Below are 19,682 nucleotides of genomic sequence, written 5' to 3' on the forward strand. Positions count from 1 at the left end.
GTTCTGGGGTGGATGCTGGGGGGGCCGGAGCGATTCTCGCTCCGGCCCACGGTGGGTTCCTCGGTCAGGCGCCGATGGCGATGACCGGCTTCTTGGTGGGGTCGAGGAGGTTGAAGTACTCCTTCATCATCCAGCGCGGCACGCTGACGCAGCCGCCGGTCGCACCCGAGCCGTTGACGTGCAGGAAGATCCCGGCACCGCGGTAGCGGACGGGGTTGTCGTAGTTGTACTTGATGACGACCGCGTACTCGTACTGCGTCGGATAGGCCGCCAGCCGCTCGGAGCTGTTCACGTCGCTGGCCGGGAGCCAGTAGCGGAAGCCGCCCTGGGACTTGAGGCGGTAGCGGTTGTAGTAGGCCGAGTTGTTGTCCTGGACCCAGTAGGACTCGCTGGTGATCTTGATGTGGCTCAGCTTCTGGGTGCTCGCCTTGGCGTGGGTGCCGAAGGTGGACATCAGGCTGAAGGTGCCCATCGGGGTGGTGCTGGTGCCCTGCTTGCGCTGGTCGCGCGGAACGAGCCCGCCGGAGCCGATACGCCCCTTGGTGGTCATGAACTTCTGGGTCCACTTCCCGTCGACCTTCACCCAGAATCGGACGTTGGCGTACGTCCCGGACGAGCGGTTCACGGTGACGACCTGAGTACCGCCGTAGGGGACGGAGACCGAGACGCCGTCGAGGACCACCGTCGTCGCGGCGCCGGCGTTCGAGGGCAGAAGCGAGAACATGGCAGCGGCGGTCGCAACGACAGCGACGACACCGCCGACCAGACCTGTTCTCCGGTCGATCGAGAGTCTCACGAGACCTCTCCTTCGTGGGGGTTGTGTCCGATCCGAGCGATCGGACCGCGGAAGCCTAGTGGGGTATGAAAGGCTTTACTTGCAAGTAGCGGTAACGAGTCCGAAACAAAGGCGGCTCCGGTCGCCGTCGTGGCTCAGGCGGCCTGCTCGAGGTTGAGCACCTCGTCGGTGGTGGCGAGGATCTGCCGAAACTTCTGGATCCGCTTCTCGCCGGCCCTGGTGAGGGTTCCGCGAGCGCCGCTGGCGAGGAGCTTGACCCCTGTCGCGGACTCGAGGTTGGAGATCCGTTTGCGGAGCCCCTGCCGAGTCATGTTGTGGGCTCGCGCGGCGGCTTCGACGCTGCCGAACTCGACTGCTGCGATGAGTGCCTTGATCCAGCTGGTGTGCATGTGTGGTCCTCCCTGAGTGGACGCCGAGAACCCCGCCGAGTGTGGGGCGGAGGTATCCAAGCCGATCCCCGAAGTATTCGAAAGTTCAATTCGATTGCCCGCCGGTAGGTGGCACGAAGCGGTCGTAAATGGGTCAAAGCGCATCAGTTCGTTGTCGAAGGTGGCGGCGATGTCGCCCCGTTCGTAAAGATCTGCTCCGCGTATGTGCCGTACCCGGGCGGGCATAGGCACCCCCACTTGTTGAGCCTGCAGGAGTGCGTCATGGGCCGTCTCGGTCGCCTTGGTCGTCTGTTCTCGTCGTTCGAATTCGTACGCCACGCCGTTCGGCGAGGTGTGTTGGTCGCGGTCACGGCGGTGGCGCTGGTGCTGGGAGTGCTTGCGCCGATCTCACCGGCCGCGGCGAAGGACAACGTCTCGGAGGCGGATGCTGCGGCAGCCCGTGAAGCCGCGTCCGCGCCTGAGCAAGACGATGACGATGACGGCTGGCTCGGCGGGCTGTTCGGTGGCGATGACGACTCGTCGGGCGAGGGCGCCGACGAGGACGACCTCGATCCGGCACCGGTGGCGAAGGGATCTGCGGTCAAGGACCGCAAGCACAAGTCGACCTTTGGGCATGCGCCGAAGTACGACTCGAAGGCGAAGCGGGTCAAGGAGCTGACGTCGAAGCGCAGCGAGAGCGCTCGCTACTGGCGGTTGAGCGACGGACGCACCCAGGTGGAGTTGTCTCCGGAACCGACCTCGTACCAGTCGGGCTCTGGAAAGGACGCCGCGTGGAAACCCATCGACACGACGGTCGGCACCTCTGTGGACAAGGCTTTCGTGTTCGCGAACACGACCAACAGCGGTCGTTCGTGGTTCTCGGACCGGCCCGAAGAGCTGGTGAAGTTCGCCGCGCCTGCAGGTCAGACCGCAACCCTGGGTCTGGATGGGATCGAGGCGAAGAGCCTGAAGCCGACCGCGAAAGGCTCGAAGGTCGCCTACGCTGACGCGTTCGGCGAGGGCACTGACCTCGAGTACGTCACCGGCCCGGGTCGCGTCCAGGAGTTCATCGTCCTGGACGAGGCTCCGGCGAAGGGCACCGAGCAGCTGGTCTACACCTTCACCCTGGACGTTTCGAAGGACCTCTACCCGGTCGAGCACACCGATGGGTCGATCGGCATCTACGGCGAGCTCGCGCATACCCCGGTGATGGTCATCCCGGCCGCCTACATGACCGATGAGAAGAAGGACGCCTCCTCGCCGTACGGCACCTCCTACTCGGGCAAGGTGAAGCAGCGCCTCCTCGACGAAGACGGCACGTGGAAAGTCGAGCTCAGGCCCGACATGGAGTGGCTGACCTCGGCCGAGCGTGAGGGCGAGATCCGGATCGACCCGACGATCACGATCACCCCGAACGCGTCGGCGTCACAGGACGCGATGGTGATCTCGACGACGCCGGACACGAACTACAACATCACGTGGAAGCTTTCGGTCGGTGTCGGGTCGGGCGGGTTGAAGGCGCGGTCGCTGATCAAGTTCCCGCTGACGGAGATCCCGGCGAACACGCCGATCACGTCGGCGACGATGGAGCTCTACTTCGACCAGGCTCACGAGACGAACAGCAACGCGGTCGACGTCCAGGTGCGTCGGGCGCTGAGCGCCTGGACCGAGTCGACGGCGACCTGGAACAACACCACGGGTCTGGTCTCGACCTTTGTGAACGACACGGTGACCAAGCCGGTCAACCAGTTCAACACCTGGCACAAGTTCAATCTCAAGCAGCCGGTCCAGAACATGCTGAACGGGAGCGTCGAGAATCACGGATTCGTGCTGCGGGCGGCCGATGAGTCGAGCACGGCGCCGTTGGGCGGTCCGCGGTATGAGGCGGGCGATGGCGACTACGGCGGGGAGACCTCGACGCTGCCGCGATTGACGGTGACGTACGGCAAGGTCGGCACCGCGCTCGACTCTCCACAGGTCGTTCACGGCACGGGCCCAGAGCTGACCTGGCCGGCGTATGTGAACAGCACGGGTTCGAGCAGCGACGACATCGTCGAGTACCAGCTCCACCGCTCGACGAAGCAGGCGTTCAACCCGTCCGCGGCGACACTGGTCGCGCCGATCACCGCGTCGGCGACCTCGTTCACGGACACGACCGCGACCCCGACAGCGGACTCATCGAGCAGCGAGATCGGACGCAGCTACTACTACCAGATCGTCGTCAAGACCAAGGCGAACGAGCTGATCGGATCCCCGACGCGTCTGGTCGGTGTGCCGAAGGCGGGCCGGACGATGCGTCTGATCCAAGGCCCGAGCCAGGTCACCGACACCACGTTGTCGTCGGCGAAGCCGACCACGAATCTGGACACGCTCAACATCTACGGCCCCCAAGCGTGGCTCTCGACCGGCAACTCGTCGCCGACCTACGGCGACGCGCGGTCCCTGATGAAGTTCGACACGACACCGATCCCGAGCACGGCGACGGTGTTGGAGTCGCGGCTGTTCCTGTGGGGTGCGGAGACCACCACCGGCACCGACGGTGCGACCTACGAGCTGCGTCGAATGACCGCAGGGGCGTGGACCGAGACCGGTGCGACCTGGAACACGACGAACGGCACGACGGCATGGACGACGCCAGGCGGTGACTTCGGACCGAACACGGCTGACACAGTTGGCTCGGTCTCCGAGGTCGGCCGTCACTGGTGGGACGCCACGCTCATGACCCAGAACTGGGTGACCACCCCGTCCGGCAACCGGGGCGCACTGATCAAGCTCGCCGACGAGACCAGCACCGGCCCGCAGGAACGGACCCAATGGCTCTCCGCGGAGGCCCCGGACTGGCAGCTCGGACCGCTGCTTCGGGTGATCTATGTCGACGCGACACCCGAGGACACCTACTACGCCCCGTCGACCCCCACCCGGGTCGCTGCCGGCACCACCGCCACCGTGCCGGTGACGGTCACGAACACGACCACGACCGACTGGGCCGCCTCGGGCAAGGTGCTCACCTACTCGTGGCAGCTGCCTGACGGCACCGACGCCACCGGTTCGACGAAGCTGAAGACGACCCTGCCCAGCGCACTGACGCCCGGCCAGTCCCAGACGGTCTCGGCGAAGGTCAAGGCTCCGCCGGCCTCGGACACCAACAACGTACGCACCGACTACACCCTGACCTGGAAGGTGGAGGACGCCGCGACCGGGACGGTCGCAGCGCCGGGGTTGAAGCAGGAGGTCGCGGTCGAGGAACCGACCAGCGATCAACTGGGCCTGGAGTCGTTCTACTCCTACGTCGGCAAGAACACCGGCGCGGGCGGCACCTTGATGGGCAACGTCGCCTCCGGCAACGCGGTCTGGTCCTACGACGCCTTCTCGAACCCGGGTCGCGGTCTGTCGACCTTCGGCCGGTTCGCCTACAACTCCCAGGACACCTCCGACACCGTCCTCGGCTTCGGCTGGTCCGGCCAGATCGCCGGGATCACCCGCCTGGGCGCACCGCTCGACTTCCACCCCAACCCGAACCCGACCGAGATCCGTCTCCCGGACGGTGACGGCACGACACATGTCTTCAAGAAGGACTCCACGACGGGGGCATGGATCGCGCCCAAGGGCGTCAACTACCGCCTCACGCCGAAGGCCGGCCTGGACTGCACCCCCGAGAAGGACCCGATCCCGGACGCCTGGACGCTGCTGCGGCCCGACGGGACTCGGTTCATCTTCGGATGTGACGGCTACATGACGTCCGTGGTGGACAAGAACGGGAACACCCAGACGTTCACCTACACCGAGCGGAAGTCCAACAACCAGCCGCGGAAATTCCTGACCTACATCACCGACCCGGCAGGTCGTCGCTCCCTGAACGTCGAGTATTGGGAGAAGGGTCAGTCCGGCTATACCTACGTCGACGCCGCGACCGGCAACCTCGTCACCGACGCGGGCAAACTGTCGAACTCGAAGATCTACGACCACGTCAAGGCGATCACCGACATCTCCGGTCGCCGCGTCGAGTTCTACTACACGACCCAGGGCCTGATGGGCCGGATGATCGACGGCGCCGGCGCGAAGGACGCCTCCGGAGCCTCGATCGCGAAGACGTTCAAGTTCACCTACGACGCCGACCAGGGCAACAAGAACGTCAAGCTCACCAAGGTCACCGACCCGCGTGGCAACTCCACGTCGATGGACTACTACGCCCCCTCGCAGGGCGACGACCCCAAGGACCACTGGTCCCTGCAGACGATCACCGACCGGCTGAGCCACGCCACGACCTTCGACTACGCCACCAACGCGACCACCAACACCTGGGTCGACACCACCGTCACCGACTCCGAATCTCACGCGACGAAGTACGTCTCCGACGACCTCGGCCGCCCGCGTTCGGTGACGAACGCGAAGAGCGAGAAGGTCGAGCTGACCTGGGACGGCGACAACAACACCCGCACCCTGACCGAGGCCAACGGCGCGGTCACGGCCTACTGCTACGACCCGAAGACCGGCTACCCGATCTGGCAGCGCGACCCCGAGCAGAACAAGGCGCACGGTGGTGCCCCGGCCGCGTCCGAGTGTGCGGCGGGTCAGACCGCCGCCACCGCCCCGGCCGGCTCGAGCGTCTACGAGTACGCCACCCGCGCCGACGGCTACGCCGCCGACATCTTCCGCACCACCAGCCCGGCGGGCAGGAAGAACCAGTTCTCCTACGACGCCTACGGCAACCTGCTCACCGTCACCGACGGCAAGGGCCTGGCGACCACCACCGCCGGCGACTACACCACGACCTACACGTACGACTCGTTCGGCCAGCTGCTCACCGCAACCGACGCGAACGACAACGTCACGAAGTACCGCGACTACACCCCGGTCGGCTATCCCAAGACGACCGAGGACGCGATCGGGAAGATCTCGACGACGACCTACGACGACCGCGGCCTGGTCACCAAGGTCCAGGACCCGCTCGACGGTGTTGTCACGCAGGCGTACGACGCGTTCGGTCGTCCGCTCGAGGGCACCACGAAGGTGAGTGCCGAGCGCACGATCACGACCCCGGCGCCGGTCTTCGACGCCAACGACAACGTCACCGTCTCGACTGCGCCCAACGGTGCGATCTCGACGGCGACCTACGACGCTGCCGACCAGGTGAGCGAGTCGACCGCACCCAAGGACACGTCCTCGAGCGCGGCCCGGATCTCGAAGTTCACCTACGACACGGTCGGGAACCTGCTCAAGGCCACCGAGCCGAAGGGGACCGCGACCACTGATGCCGGCGACTTCGTCACCAGCTACTTCTACGACGCCGTCTACCAGCAGACCGCTGTCGAGAACGCCAACGCCGACCGGATCGAGTACGACTACGACAACGTCGGGAACGTCGTCGAGGTCCGTGACCCATCCAAGACCAAGTCGACCGACACGACCGACTACACCTCGAGGACGACCTACGACCTCAACCATCAGCCGCTCACGGTCAAGGACGCTGAGGGGAACACCACCAGCACCGCGTACGACGCCGATGGTCTGACCCTGTCGACGACCAACGCCGCAGGTCACACCGCCTACACGTCCTATGACGAGCGCGGTGCCCAGATCGAGACCAAGACGCCGTGGACAGGGACCGGGGACAGCACGGTCTACCGCACGACCCGGTATGAGTACGACGAGGTCGGCAACACCACCCGGGTCACGACCCCGCGTGGCGCGCAGACCGCGAACGCGGATGACTTCGTGGCCCGTACGACCTATGACGAGCTCAACCGCCCGGTTCGCTCCTATCAGCCCTACGACCCCACCGACGCGCGGTACAACGACCCGAACGTCTACACCGAGACGACCTACGACGCCGCCGGGCGAGCGATCAAGACGAGCCTGCCGCCGTCGGATGGTCAGACGGTCCGTAACGACACGACGGTCGAGTACTACGCCAATGGTTGGATCAAGTCCTCGACCGATGCGTGGGGGATCAAGACTCGCTATGAGTACGACGACCTCGGTGCGCAGACCGCTAGGACGCTGACGTCGGCGGATGGCTCCGCCTCACGCACGATGACGTGGGCTTACTACCCGGACGGGAAGCTCAAGGCGAAGTCCGATGACGGTGTTCCGGTCGGGTCGCACTCGGTGGTCACCGATGACGACACCAACGGTCTGTACACCGCAACGGGCACGTGGACCAAGACGTCCGCGACGGGCCAGCAGGGCACGAGTCACCGCACCCACGCTGCAGCCACGGGGTCGACGGACAAGTTCACCTGGACGCTGGATGTGCCTGCGGACGGCGCCTACACGCTGTCGGCCGCTTGGCCGCAGGTGTCGGGTGCGGCGACGGATGCGAAGTTCACCTTGAACCACGGTGACGGCGCGGGCACGGACGTGAACTTCACGGCCAACCAGACCACGGGCGCCGCTGCTTGGAACACGCTGGGCAAGGTCACGCTCACCAAGGGTGAGAAGGTCACCGTGGCCGTCGCTCCCTCGGGAACGGGCGTCGTGGTTGCCGATGCGGTCCGGCTGGTGCGTGACAACGCCGCGGACACGGATGCTGAGGACAAGGCCTTCGCGTATGCCTATGACGTCAACGGCAACCTGACCGACATCACCGACACGTCGCGCGGCACCGCGAAGAACGCCGATGCCTATGCGATGGCCTATGACGGTTTGAACCAGATCAAGTCCGTCCGCGAAGACCTCGCGGGGTCGCCGGCCGCGACCACGTCGTACACGTACAACAACCTGGGTGCGCCGCTGACGGTCGCACATCCGGATCAGTCCTCCGAGTACGTCTACAACGACCCGCGGAACCTGCTCACGAAGGTCACGGTCGATGACCTGAATGACACCAAGGCTGGCAAGGTCACCAGTTACACCTACGACGCCCTGGGTCGTCAGAAGACGATCACCAAGGGCAACGGGAACGTCACCACCAACGCCTTCCAGTCCGACGGCGCACTGAAGTCGATGCGCGAGGAGACGTCCGCGGGCGCCCTGGTCGCGTCGCACGGCTACACCTATGACGCGAACGGCAATCAGCTCGAGGACGTGGCGTCGAAGAAGAACGCTGATGACGCCTCGGCGACCCTGGACTCGACCACCACGTATGTTTATGACCCGGTCGACCGGCTGAAGGGGAAGACCAAGACCGGTCACGCTGCTTCGAGTGAGACGTATGTTCACGACGCGAACGCGAACGTGATCCAGCAGACGGTGGGTGGTACGTCGACGTCGTTCAACTACGACCGCAACCGCCTCCTGTCGTCCACGGTCGATGGCCAGACCGCCTCGTACCGCTACGACCCCTTCGGTCGCCAGACCAGCGTTGTGGGTGGCGGGAAGACGATCTCGAGGACCACGTATGACGGGTTCGACCACATCAAGGTCGCTGAGAAGGCCAACGACGCTGGGGTTCTCGAGGCCACGACCTACACCTACGACCCGCTCGACCGGACCGCATCCAAGACCACGTCCGGTACGGACGGGAAGACGACCGACTACACCTACCTCGGCCTGTCTCAGGAGGTTCTGGGTGAGGAGGTCGCTGGTGAGCTGACCAAGTCCTACCAGTACTCGCCCTGGGGCCAGCGCCTCTCCCAGATCACCCACCAGGCCGACGCTGAGGCGGGTGTCGTAGCCGGCGAGACGGGCTACTACGGCTACAACGCCCACACCGACGTCGAGACCGTCACCGACGACACTGGCAAGACCGTTGCCACCTACGGGTACACCGCCTACGGCGAGAACGACGAGGCCGAGTTCACCGGAATCGACAAACCCGAAGCAGGCAACCCCGAGCAGCCTTCGGATGAGTCGTTCAACGCCTACCGGTTCAACGGCAAACGTTGGGACGCCGGCTCAGGCACTTACGACATGGGGTTCCGCGACTACAACCCCGGCCTGAACACCTTCACGACCCGCGACATGTACAACGGCGCCCTTGCCGACATGGGTCTCGGGATCGATCCATACTCCGGGAGCCGGTATGCGTTCACGGCTGGCAATCCGATCAGCAGGATCGAGTTGGATGGTCACCAGTTCGACGCGGCGACCGGTGGCGGTGGTAACGAGGCGACCAGTAGCAGTGCCTGTTACCCGGGCAGCGCAGGCTGTGGCGAACCGACCTCGGGGCCGCCCAAGAGGGATCCATATGCTGATGTTCCGGTGAAGTGTGATCACACCGGGGAACGGTGCGGCAACGTTGCTGGGTTTGGGGACGGCTTAACGATCGACGGGCCAACGTACGAAGAGTCGCAGCAGAACGTACTTCTCGCCTACATCCTCGCTGCAGGGGCAGCAGCCTGTGCCGTGGCACCTCAAGGCTGCGCTGCGTTGGCATTGGAATCAGTGCCAGGAGCTGAGGGTGTGGCCGCGGCCAGTGCTGGCGCGGGCGCGCTGGGACTCTGGAGGCTCTTGAGTAGGGAGAGTGGCGGTGCCGCTACTGGTGCGGCCGGCCACGCCGACCACATTGTGCTCGGCTTGGAATCCGGCGATGACCTTGAGAAGTTTGCGTCTGCAGTGGGCGGTCGAACGCTGATGAGCGATCGGAACTGGAAGGGCACGGTGTGGACTGCGTCGGAGGTGATTGCTGAGGATCCGTCCTACGTAAAGATCTCCTTTAGTCTTGACGGGATGGACGGGGTCGAAAACGGCGTAGAATCCGTCGTTGGCAATTCTCTGCTGCGCGACTCTCGCCAGATCGGAGGAGCGACCGACCTGGAAATTGCGTACCTCAAGCAGAACGACGCGCTTCAATACGTCGACTTCTACATTGGCGGCGAGCTGCAGCCAAACCCGTTCTCGTGAAAGGCTTCGGCGATGGCAAACATGCAAATGCCCTTCAACCCAGGTAGGACCTTCCAGGTTTGGTCCTACCATGTGAGTCACAGCGTTCTGTTGCTCCGCAGTAATCGGGACAGCGGCTCGCACACGCGGATGGATATGATGTTCCGCGGGGTCACGGAACTGCAGGTACGAAGCAAGATGAAGGATCTGGTCGTGGGGCTGGCGGGTCCTGAGAGCGCTGCGGATGGAGGCCGGTTCAAGTTCTCACTTGATGTGGGTGACTGGCACGGCTATGTGGTGGCGCGCGGCCTGTATTTTTCGGAGGATGACCTTGCGTACGGCGAGCCGTCAACGATTGACGACCGCGAACTATATGCCCACGTGGTGCGGGCTGGCATGTGGGAGTAGTAGCCAGGTCGGCGAAACCGGATCTTCCGAGTTCAGGTGGGGGTGACGGTGTCGAAGCCCTTCTACAACCCCTGACCTGACGACCTTCACGCGCCCGGACGAACTCGGACTCGTCGCGATCGGTCAGCGACTCGACCCGAATCAGGCGATGTTGCTGTGTCGAGTTGTCAAGCCTGACCAGTGGTGTCGCCGCTGCGGTGCCGAGGGCCCCGCGGGCACGGTGATCCGTCGGCTGGTGCACGAGCCGTTCGGCGGCGTCCTTCACAGAGGATGACGACCTCGGTGCTCAGGCTGCCCGGACCCTGACCTCGGCCGATGGTTCTGCCAGCCGGACGATGACGTGGGCGTACTTCCCCGACGGGAAGCTCAAGGCGAAGTCGGACGATGGTGTCCCGGTCGGGTCCCACTCCGTGGTCACTGACGACGACACCAACGGCCTGTACACCGCAACGGGCACGTGGACGAAGGCGTCGGCGACCGGTCAGCAGGGCACCAGCCACCGCACCCATGCCGCTGCTGCGGGATCGACGGACAAGTTCACCTGGACGCTCGATGTCCCCGCGGATGGTTCCTACACGCTGTCGGCCGCGTGGCCGCAGGTGTCGGGTGCGGCGACCGACGCCAAGTTCACCTTGAACCACGGTGACGGCGCGGGCACGGACGTGAACTTCACGGCCAACCAGACCACCGGCGCGGCCGCCTGGAACACGCTGGGCAAGGTCACCTTGTCGAAGGGTGAGAAAGTCACCGTCGCTCTCGCGCCCTCGGGCACGGGGACTGTGGTTGCTGACGCGGTCCGGCTGGTTCGTGACAACGCCGCGGACACGGATGTTGAGGACAAGGCCTTCGCGTATGCCTATGACCTCAACGGCAACCTGACCGACATCACCGACACCTCGCGCGGCACCGCGAAGAACGCCGATGCCTACGCGATGGCCTATGACGGTTTGAACCAGATCAAGTCCGTCCGCGAAGACCTCGCGGGGTCGCCGGCCGCGACCACGTCGTACACGTACAACAACCTGGGTGCGCCGCTGACGGTCGCACATCCGGATCAGTCCTCCGAGTACGTCTACAACGACCCGCGGAACCTGCTCACGAAGGTCACGGTCGATGACCTGAATGACACCAAGGCTGGCAAGGTCACCAGTTACACCTACGACGCCCTGGGTCGTCAGAAGACGATCACCAAGGGCAACGGGAACGTCACCACCAACGCCTTCCAGTCCGACGGCGCACTGAAGTCGATGCGCGAGGAGACCTCCGCGGGTGCGCTGGTCGCCTCGCACACCTATACCTATGACGCGAACGGCAATCAGCTCGAGGATGTCGCCTCGAAGCGGAACGCAGATAACGCCTCCGCGACGTTGGATTCGACCACCACGTATGTCTATGACCCGGTCGACCGACTGTCGAGGAAGACGAAGACCGGTCACGGCGCGTCAACGGAGAACTATGTTCACGACGCGAATGCGAACGTGATTCAGCAGACGGTGGGCGGCACGTCGACGTCGTTCAACTACGACCGCAACCGACTCCTGTCGTCCACGGTCGATGGTCAGACCGCGTCGTACCGCTACGACTCCTTCGGTCGCCAGACCAGCGTCGTAGGTGGCGGGAAGACGATCTCGCGGACGACGTATGACGGGTTTGACCACATCAAGGTCGCCGAACAGGCCAACGATGCTGGCGTCCTCGAGGCCACCCGATACACCTACGACCCGCTGGACCGGACGGCCTCGAAGACGACTTCAGGGAGCGGCGGGAAGACGACCGACTACACCTACCTCGGCCTGTCCCAGGAGGTCCTGGGGGATGAGGTTGCTGGTGAGCTGACCAAGTCGTACCAGTACTCCCCGTGGGGTCAGCGGCTCTCCCAGGTCTCGTACAAGGCCGATGCCGAGGCCGGCATCGAGGCCGGTGAGACGGGCTACTACGGCCACAACGCCCACTCCGACGTCGAAACCATGACCGACGACGCGGGCAAGACCGTCGCGACCTACGGGTACACCGCCTACGGCGAGAACGACGACGCGGAGTTCACCGGAATCGACAAACCCGATGCAGCGAATCCGGAGCAGCCCTCGGATGAGTCGTTCAACGCCTACAGGTTCAACGGCAAGCGCTGGGACGCCGGGTCGGCGACCTATGACATGGGATTCCGCGACTACGCCCCCGGTCTGAACACGTTCACGACCCGCGACATGTACAACGGTGCCCTGGCCGATATGGGGCTCGGTGCTGATCCGTTTACCGGATCCCGGTACGCGTTCGCGTCAGGAAACCCGATCTCGGGAATCGAACTCGACGGACATGTGGCTATCGACGGTGATGGGAACCCCATCTTCCCAAGCGAGCAGAATTCGAATCCAGGTGCAAGCCGCCCGCGTGCGCACGCTCCAGCCGTTGATAATTCTGACCTGGATAACCTCCTCAAGAAGATCTATGGGCGCGAGTTTGTAGCCGATGAGGATCTATTCGGAGACGGGAAGGTTTCCACTGCGATTATCGACGAGTACAACACTGGAAAGCCACGGGGCAGTTGGCATGTCGAAAAGGGATCGGCTCTTCTTACTGGAATTGCAAAGCTTCTAGCTAAGGACCGGAATGCTCGACAGAAGACTGGTAACGGGATTCTTTCGGACGCGGATCTGAAAATCGCGAAGGCCGAAGCAGGGGAACTCTGGAATGCGCTCAACTCGAACGATGTCACAGGGAATGTGACCGCTCACGTTCGGTCTAGCCCGGAAACGTTGAAGGCGATCACAAGCAATCGTGAATTTGTCTTAAAGTCTGAGCCCTTGTCGTCCGTGACTGGTCAGAAGTTTGCGTCAGGGCCGCACCCGAAGGCGCCAGTTCGCCCGGTAGGCGAACCAGCGAACCTGCGCGGCGGATACAAGGCGTTTGGCATTGCTGCGCCGCTCTTGACCGTAGCTTCGACTCCTGGGTACGTTCGCGACTACGGGCTTTGGGGCGGTATGCAGGAAATGTTCCTTGACTCAATTGACCCGTTCGGCTGGAGGTATGATAATCCGACAGTTCCGAAGCCGATCCCTCCGGCATGATGACTGGATGGGAAGTTCCTCGATGGTTCTGTATGTTTCGTGACTTCTCATGAACGGAAACGCATGGATAGAATCGAATTTGATGAAATCGTGCAAGTATATGCGGAAGTAATTCCGGGTGCCGATGAGGTGTTGGCGCGTATATCCGGCGATGGAACTGACTGGCTCGATGCGTGGCCCGAGGTGGAATCTGACTTGATTTTGTTCTTGCATTCGGCCCTCGCGGTCCCGGTTATGTTGCCGGAATTGCGGTCAGTGTCGGGTGACGCGGGAGTTCTTTCCGCTTGTTTTCAGTATTTGGAGGGACTCCTGAAGAGTGAAGTTGGGTACGTTCTGACGGCGGTCAAGTTCAGTGTGTTTGAGGAATTCCTCGAAAGTCGAGACACTCTTGAGCGTGCGATGCGGATGTGCCTTCCTGTGACGCGCTCGAGTTTGGTTTCATACTTGAAAGAGGATTTTCCGGCGACCTGGAGGTCGTTGGCCGCACCACCAAACGATCCCGACTCCTTTGGGTTGTGACACGGCTCTTCACAGATGGCGGTGTAGTTCGGGTCCAGTGCCGGGGCGGGTCCGGCGTGCATTACCGGCGGCTGGAAGCGATCGATGCTGGCTGGTGTGCCGGGTTGTTACAGCGTACGTCTGTCTTTGATCGCTCTTCACGAGCTACTTCTATGACGCCGTCTACCAGCAGACCGCTGTCGAGAACGCCACCGCGGACCGGATCGAGTACGACTACGACAACGTCGGCAACGTGGTCGAGGTTCGAGACCTGTTCAAGACGAAGTCTGCGGACACGACCGACTACACCTCGAGGACGACCTACGACCTCAACCATCAGCCGCTCACGGTCAAGGATGCGGAGGGGAACACCACCGGCACCGCGTACGACGCCGATGGTCTGACCCTGTCGACGACCAACGCCGCAGGTCACACCGCCTACACGTCCTATGACGAGCGTGGTGCCCAGGTCGAGACCAAGACGCCTTGGACGGGGACCGGGGACAGCACGGTCTACCGCACGACCCGGTATGAGTACGACGAGGTCGGCAACACCACCCGGGTCACGACCCCGCGTGGCGCGCAGACCGCGAACGCGGATGACTTCGTCGCTCGCACGACCTATGACGAGCTCAACCGTCCGGTTCGCTCCTACCAGCCTTACGACCCCTCCGATGCGCGGTACAACGACCCGAACGTCTACACCGAGACGACCTACGACGCTGCCGGCCGGCCGGTGAAGACCAGTCTGCCGCCCTCGGATGGTCAGACGGTCCGCAACGAGTCGACGGTCGACTACTACGCGAATGGTTGGATCAAGGCTTCGACGGATGCGTGGGGGATCAAGACTCGCTACGAGTACGACGATCTCGGAGCGCAGACCGCGCGGACGCTGACGTCGGCGGACGGGTCTGCGTCGCGGACGATGACGTGGGCCTACTACCCGGACGGGAAGCTCAAGGCGAAGTCCGATGACGGTGTTCCGGTCGGGTCGCACTCGGTGGTGACCGACGACGACACGAACGGCCTGTACGCCGCCACCGGGACCTGGACCAAGGCGTCCGCGACGGGCCAGCAGGGCACGAGTCACCGCACCCACGCTGCAGCCACGGGTTCGACGGACAAGTTCACCTGGACGCTCGATGTGCCCGCGGATGGTTCCTACACGCTGTCGGCCGCGTGGCCGCAGGTGTCGGGTGCGGCGACGGACGCCAAGTTCACCCTGAACCACGGCGATGGCGCGGGCACGGACGTGAACTTCACGGCCAACCAGACCACCGGCGCGGCAGCCTGGAACACCCTTGGCAAGGTCACCCTCACGACGGGTGAGAAGGTTACCGTCGCCCTCGCCCCCTCAGGCACAGGGACCGTGGTCGCCGACGCGGTCCGGCTGGTGCGTGACAACGGCGCCGACACCGATGCTGAGGACAAGGCCTTCGCCTACGGCTATGACCTCAACGGCAACCTGATCGACATCACCGACACCTCGCGTGGCACAGCGAAGAACGCCGACGCCTATGCGATGACGTACGACGGGCTCAACCAGATCAAGTCCGTCCGTGAGGACCTGGCCGGGTCGCCGGCCGCGACCACGAGCTACACCTACAACAACCTGGGCAAGCCGCTCACGGTCACGCACCCCGACCAGGCCTCGGACTACGTCTACAACGATCCGCGGAACCTGCTGACGAAGGTCACCGTCGACGACTTGAACGACACCAAGGCCGCAAAGGTCACCAGCTACACCTACGACGTCCTGGGCCGTCAGAAGACGATCACCAAGGGCAACGGCAACGTCACTACCAACGCCTTCCAGGCTGACGGTGCCCTGAAGTCGATGCGTGAGGAGACGTCCGCGGGCGCTCTGGTTGCCTCGCACGCCTATACCTACGACGCGAACGGCAATCAGCTCGAGGATGTGGCGTCCAAGCGGAACGCGGATGACGCGTCGGCGACGCTGGATTCGACCACGACCTATGTCTATGACCCGGTCGACCGGCTCTCGAAGAAGACCAAGACCGGTCACGGTGCCTCGACCGAGACCCATGTTCACGACGCGAACGCGAACGTGATCCAGCAGACCGTGGGCGGCACGAGCACGTCGTTCAACTACGACCGCAACCGACTGCTGTCCTCGACCGTAGATGGTCAGACGGCGTCCTATCGGTATGACCCGTTCGGTCGTCAGACCAGCGCCGTGGGCGGCGGGAAGACGATCTCGCGGACGACGTATGACGGGTTTGACCACATCAAGGTCGCCGAACAGGCCAACGATGCTGGTGTCCTCGAGGCCACCCGGTACACCTACGACCCTCTGGACCGGACCGCGTCGAAGACCACGTCCGGTACGGATGGGAAGACGACCGACTACACCTACCTCGGCCTCTCCCAGGAGGTCCTGGGTGAGGAGGTCGCTGGTGAGCTGACCAAGTCCTACCAGTACTCCCCGTGGGGCCAGCGCCTCTCCCAGGTCACCCACCAGGCGGACACCGAGGCCGGTGTCGAGGCTGGGGAGACGGGCTACTACGGCTACAACGCCCACACCGATGTCGAAACCGTCACCGACGACACTGGCAAGACTGTCGCGACCTACGGCTACACCGCCTACGGCGATAACGATGAGGCCGAGTTCACCGGCATCGACAAACCCGACCCCGTCAATCCCGAGTCTCCGGCCGATGAGTCGTTCAACGCCTACCGATTCAACTACAAGCGCTGGGACGCCGGGTCCGAGACCTACGACATGGGGTTCCGCGACTACGCACCTGGTCTAAACACGTTCACCACGCGCGACATGTACAACGGTGCCCTTGCTGACTTGGGTCTCGGAACGGATCCCTTCACGGGCAGCCGCTACGCGTTCGCATCGGGCAACCCGCTGTCTGGGTATCGAGCTCGATGGCCACATGACCATCGATGGTGGGGGAGGCGGTGGGGCGCCTACACCTGAAACCAAGTCAAGGTGGACTGGAGGAGGCAGTTGGCTTTGTACTTGACCTCGTCGGCCTGATTGCAAAAGGCGCGAATGCCCCGAGAACTGCTGGTGTCCTCGCGTGGCAGATATCGAAGCCAACAGCAACTGCTCGAATGGCTATGGGACGCTTTATGACCTACTCATTCCCGACCATGGCAAGGGTCTGTATGTTACGCCTGACTCAGTTCAGGAGTGGGCGCCCGGCGGATCTGTGTACCCGTTCTCTGAGTCTAACTGCTCGAGTCAGAACAATGGCGTCTATTATTCGCCACTTGACTCGAAGGGGCGCGCGACAGAGATTAGGGCATGTCTATCTGGCGGAAACTATGGACACGTCACCGGCAGTGGAAAGGACCGCGGAAACGCGGACTCAATGATCCAGGGCTCTCCTGTGCCGTGGCGACTCAAACCATACTCTGACCCCGAGAATCCGCCCGGACTCCACGGGGGACTTGATCGGGGACACCTTCTGGCGAATAGGCTCGGTGGGACCGGTCTTGATAGGCGAAACCTCACCCCCCTGGCCAGAGGTGAATCGTGATGAGATGGCAGGGTGGGAACGGACTGTAGCGAGCATGATCGAGTCTGAGAACAAGACGATCTACTACTCGGTAACGGCTCAATACTCCGGAAGCAGTGGGATTCCCGACTCATTGGTCTTGCGATGGATGGATGCTGGGTCAGGTTCATGGGCGGCACCGGTAACGATCTCCAACGCGCGGTAGACTCTCGCTGTGACGATGCTCGTCATGGGGTCGCGATTCTTATTGGCACAAGGCTCCGGAGGGGCGCCAGCAATGCGATATCTTCGAATGGGGGACAGGTATGATCGATGACTTGTTGAGCAAGTTGCGCCGAGAATCTGCTCATTTGGAATTCGATTGGGCGGAAATCGAGGACGGCGCGGGATTCGTGCTTCCGCAAGATTACAAGGACCTAATGCATGCGTTCGGCCCGGGGGTTTTATCAGAATACCTGGTTCTTTGGGCGCCTGAAGTCATCGTCAAGGTGGTTAGGCGTCGATCTGAGCGGACGGATGCTCTTCTTTCTCCGAATAGAGCCTTTCGTCCAGACCGGCTCGGAGGACTCGTGCCCTGGGCATCAAGCGACGCTGGGCCTATGTTCTATTGGCGCGCTGGATCATCGGATTCATCAACTTGGGACATCGCGGTCCACCTTGATGATGACGATGAGTGGATATATCGCGAACTGTCTACAATAGACTTCCTGGATCGATTGCTTTTCGACACTGAGTTTGGAATTGAATTGCAAGGATTCCCTGTCGTTCGTGGCGAGCTGCCTCCGTCTTTCGAGGCTGTTTGACATCCTTTTAAAGGGTGGTTCGTGGACCAGCGGGTTTCTCGTTTGCTTGAGGTGACATTCTGCCGTCCACGCGTAGATCGGCTTGGCGAACCGCAAAGGGGGGCCGTGACTCGCGTCTTAGCCGCCCTTCGTCGTCCCCGGGCGGCACGGGGTCTGTCCCGATTATGGCAAGGGTCGTTATGTTACTCCGACTAAGGACGTCGAGCGGACGCCTGGCGCTGCAATGGCTCCCTTCTCGCAATCGAGCTGTAACGCTGGGGACAGCATGGTCTACTACAAACCGCTCAAGGATGGTCGTGCCCAGGGGATGCAGGCGTGTCTCACGGATGGAGGGTTCGACTACATCGACAAGAACGGAACGTTCCAGACTGGAAACGAGACGCTCATCGTCGGAACGCCGACCTTCCCGAAGACTGCGGAGAACACGCCGCCAGGAGCGGAGGAAAGGAGTGGTATGGACCGAGGCCATCTGTTGGCCCGGATTCTCGGTGGAGACGGCGATGATCGTCGTAACCTCGTGCCGCTCTATCCGAGCGCCAACCGGAATGTAATGAAGAAGTTTGAAGCGATGGTGAATAGCACCAGTCGCTCCGACCAGCACACGGTCTGGTATTCTGTTACTCCCATTTATGATGGTTCGGATATCCCGATTGGGCTCGCGGTGGCATGGGCTGACGTTTCATCCGGGGACGCCGACACTTTCTTCCTTCCGAATTCCCGGAGGTGACTATGAAGTCGCTCGGCGCGGAAGGTCGAGGCGAGCCTGACCTTCATGTCGATCGTGGTTGTATGGCGAAATGAGGAGGTAACTCGTGGACCAGTGGGTTTCTCGTTTGCTTGAGGCAACGGACCGCAGTCCGCGCGGGCTGCGAATCGACTGGGGATCAATTGAAGGCGAGATGGGACTCGTGCTTCCCGATGACTACAAGAACCTGTGCGAGTCGTTCGGGGTGGGTGAGTTCTCTGGTTATGTTACTGTCTTGTCGGCCGCCACCGTTACATATCCGACGATCGCTGAGTGGTGGAAGGATTCAGTAAGCGACGCTGCATCCGGGCTGGATCCATTTCCGGCGTATTTGGATCCATATTCACTTTTTCGTGGCGATGGTAGTGGTTTGATTTATTGGGGCGGATCTGAGGAAGCCCAATTTTATTGGCTTGCTGGTGACGATTGGCCGGCGAACACGTGGAGGATTGTCGCCCGCGAGAGCACGGTCGACCCGTGGCATGAGTTTGATTTTGGTGTCGCGGAGTTCATCTACCTCGTTCTTTGTGACGCGTCTTTCCCGTTGTCGGTTGCTTCTTTGGCCCGCCCGAGCTTCGTGGAATTTGAGCTGTTGGACTCGTGATTTGTGCGAGCGTGATTCGTGCTAGCCCGGAACGACGCCCAAGCGCTGTGAACGATCCCGGTCAGCGGCAGTTACAACCGTCTACGCTTCGGATGGTGAGCGACGATCCGTACTACCTGTTGAAGTTGCCGCTGCGTC

Annotated in this window: 11 protein-coding genes and 1 pseudogene; 9 read left to right on the plus strand and 3 right to left on the minus strand. The window is 62.8% G+C overall.

Annotated features, from left to right (window positions below; translation table 11 throughout):
* Nucleotides 1-64 precede the first annotated feature (64 nt).
* Together ACFVDI_RS21075 and ACFVDI_RS21080 are read right to left on the minus strand one after the other, a co-directional pair.
* Nucleotides 65-796 carry a L,D-transpeptidase family protein gene (locus tag ACFVDI_RS21075; RefSeq protein WP_378909628.1) on the minus strand — a complete coding sequence of 244 codons (732 nt, stop codon included), beginning with the start codon at nucleotides 794-796 and terminating at the stop codon, nucleotides 65-67.
* Between the two features lie 134 nt (nucleotides 797-930).
* The gene (locus ACFVDI_RS21080; RefSeq protein WP_378909631.1) at nucleotides 931-1,185 is read right to left on the minus strand and encodes a LysR family transcriptional regulator; all 255 of its coding nucleotides are present in this window, start codon (nucleotides 1,183-1,185) and stop codon (nucleotides 931-933) included.
* 336 nt (nucleotides 1,186-1,521) lie between these two features.
* Between ACFVDI_RS21080 and ACFVDI_RS21085 the strand changes: the two genes are divergently transcribed.
* From ACFVDI_RS21085 to ACFVDI_RS21095, 3 genes and pseudogenes are all read left to right on the plus strand, one after another.
* Nucleotides 1,522-9,948 carry a DNRLRE domain-containing protein gene (locus ACFVDI_RS21085; RefSeq protein WP_378909634.1) on the plus strand — a complete coding sequence of 2,809 codons (8,427 nt, stop codon included), beginning with the start codon at nucleotides 1,522-1,524 and terminating at the stop codon, nucleotides 9,946-9,948.
* Between the two features lie 12 nt (nucleotides 9,949-9,960).
* Nucleotides 9,961-10,335, plus strand: coding sequence for a hypothetical protein (locus ACFVDI_RS21090; protein WP_378909637.1), 375 nt, complete (start codon nucleotides 9,961-9,963; stop codon nucleotides 10,333-10,335).
* A 76-nt stretch (nucleotides 10,336-10,411) separates the two neighbouring features.
* Nucleotides 10,412-10,588, plus strand: a pseudogene (locus ACFVDI_RS21095) (ISL3 family transposase); the annotation flags it as partial.
* A 33-nt stretch (nucleotides 10,589-10,621) separates the two neighbouring features.
* On the opposite strand, the gene ACFVDI_RS21100 reads toward ACFVDI_RS21095, so the two are convergent.
* Nucleotides 10,622-10,753: a hypothetical protein gene (locus ACFVDI_RS21100; RefSeq protein ID WP_378909640.1), complete on the minus strand. Its 132-nt coding sequence runs from the start codon at nucleotides 10,751-10,753 to the stop codon at nucleotides 10,622-10,624.
* On the opposite strand from ACFVDI_RS21100, the gene ACFVDI_RS21105 reads away from it, so the two are divergent.
* The 6 genes from ACFVDI_RS21105 (at nucleotide 10,746) to ACFVDI_RS21130 (ending at nucleotide 19,544) form a co-directional block, all read left to right on the plus strand.
* On the plus strand, nucleotides 10,746-13,400 hold the full coding sequence (locus ACFVDI_RS21105) for an RHS repeat-associated core domain-containing protein (RefSeq protein ID WP_378909642.1): 2,655 nt from the start codon (nucleotides 10,746-10,748) through the stop codon (nucleotides 13,398-13,400). The genes ACFVDI_RS21100 and ACFVDI_RS21105 overlap by 8 nt on opposite strands.
* A 39-nt stretch (nucleotides 13,401-13,439) precedes the next feature.
* The gene (locus ACFVDI_RS21110; protein ID WP_378909645.1) at nucleotides 13,440-13,919 is read left to right on the plus strand and encodes a hypothetical protein; all 480 of its coding nucleotides are present in this window, start codon (nucleotides 13,440-13,442) and stop codon (nucleotides 13,917-13,919) included.
* Between the two features lie 232 nt (nucleotides 13,920-14,151).
* On the plus strand, nucleotides 14,152-16,848 hold the full coding sequence (locus tag ACFVDI_RS21115; RefSeq protein WP_378909647.1) for a hypothetical protein: 2,697 nt from the start codon (nucleotides 14,152-14,154) through the stop codon (nucleotides 16,846-16,848).
* 849 nt (nucleotides 16,849-17,697) lie between these two features.
* Nucleotides 17,698-18,195 (plus strand): hypothetical protein, encoded by a 498-nt coding sequence (locus tag ACFVDI_RS21120; RefSeq protein WP_378909649.1) that lies wholly within the window; start codon nucleotides 17,698-17,700, stop codon nucleotides 18,193-18,195.
* Between the two features lie 265 nt (nucleotides 18,196-18,460).
* The gene (locus ACFVDI_RS21125; protein WP_378909652.1) at nucleotides 18,461-18,922 is read left to right on the plus strand and encodes a DNA/RNA non-specific endonuclease; all 462 of its coding nucleotides are present in this window, start codon (nucleotides 18,461-18,463) and stop codon (nucleotides 18,920-18,922) included.
* An 85-nt stretch (nucleotides 18,923-19,007) separates the two neighbouring features.
* Nucleotides 19,008-19,544, plus strand: coding sequence for a hypothetical protein (locus ACFVDI_RS21130; RefSeq protein ID WP_378909655.1), 537 nt, complete (start codon nucleotides 19,008-19,010; stop codon nucleotides 19,542-19,544).
* Nucleotides 19,545-19,682: the final 138 nt, after the last annotated feature.

It is taken from the genome of Nocardioides sp. NPDC057767, assembly GCF_042798275.1.
In the GTDB taxonomy this organism is placed as follows: domain Bacteria; phylum Actinomycetota; class Actinomycetes; order Propionibacteriales; family Nocardioidaceae; genus Nocardioides.

What these genes read in the sequence shown, in the direction of transcription:
- ACFVDI_RS21120 (WP_378909649.1), top strand. Translation starts at nt 17,698, where the DNA reads ATGATCGATGACTTGTTGAGCAAGTTGCGCCGAGAATCTGCTCATTTG.
- ACFVDI_RS21125 (WP_378909652.1), top strand. Translation starts at nt 18,461, where the DNA reads ATGGTCTACTACAAACCGCTCAAGGATGGTCGTGCCCAGGGGATGCAG.
- ACFVDI_RS21090 (WP_378909637.1), top strand. Translation starts at nt 9,961, where the DNA reads ATGGCAAACATGCAAATGCCCTTCAACCCAGGTAGGACCTTCCAGGTT.
- ACFVDI_RS21080 (WP_378909631.1), bottom strand. Translation starts at nt 1,185, where the DNA reads ATGCACACCAGCTGGATCAAGGCACTCATCGCAGCAGTCGAGTTCGGC.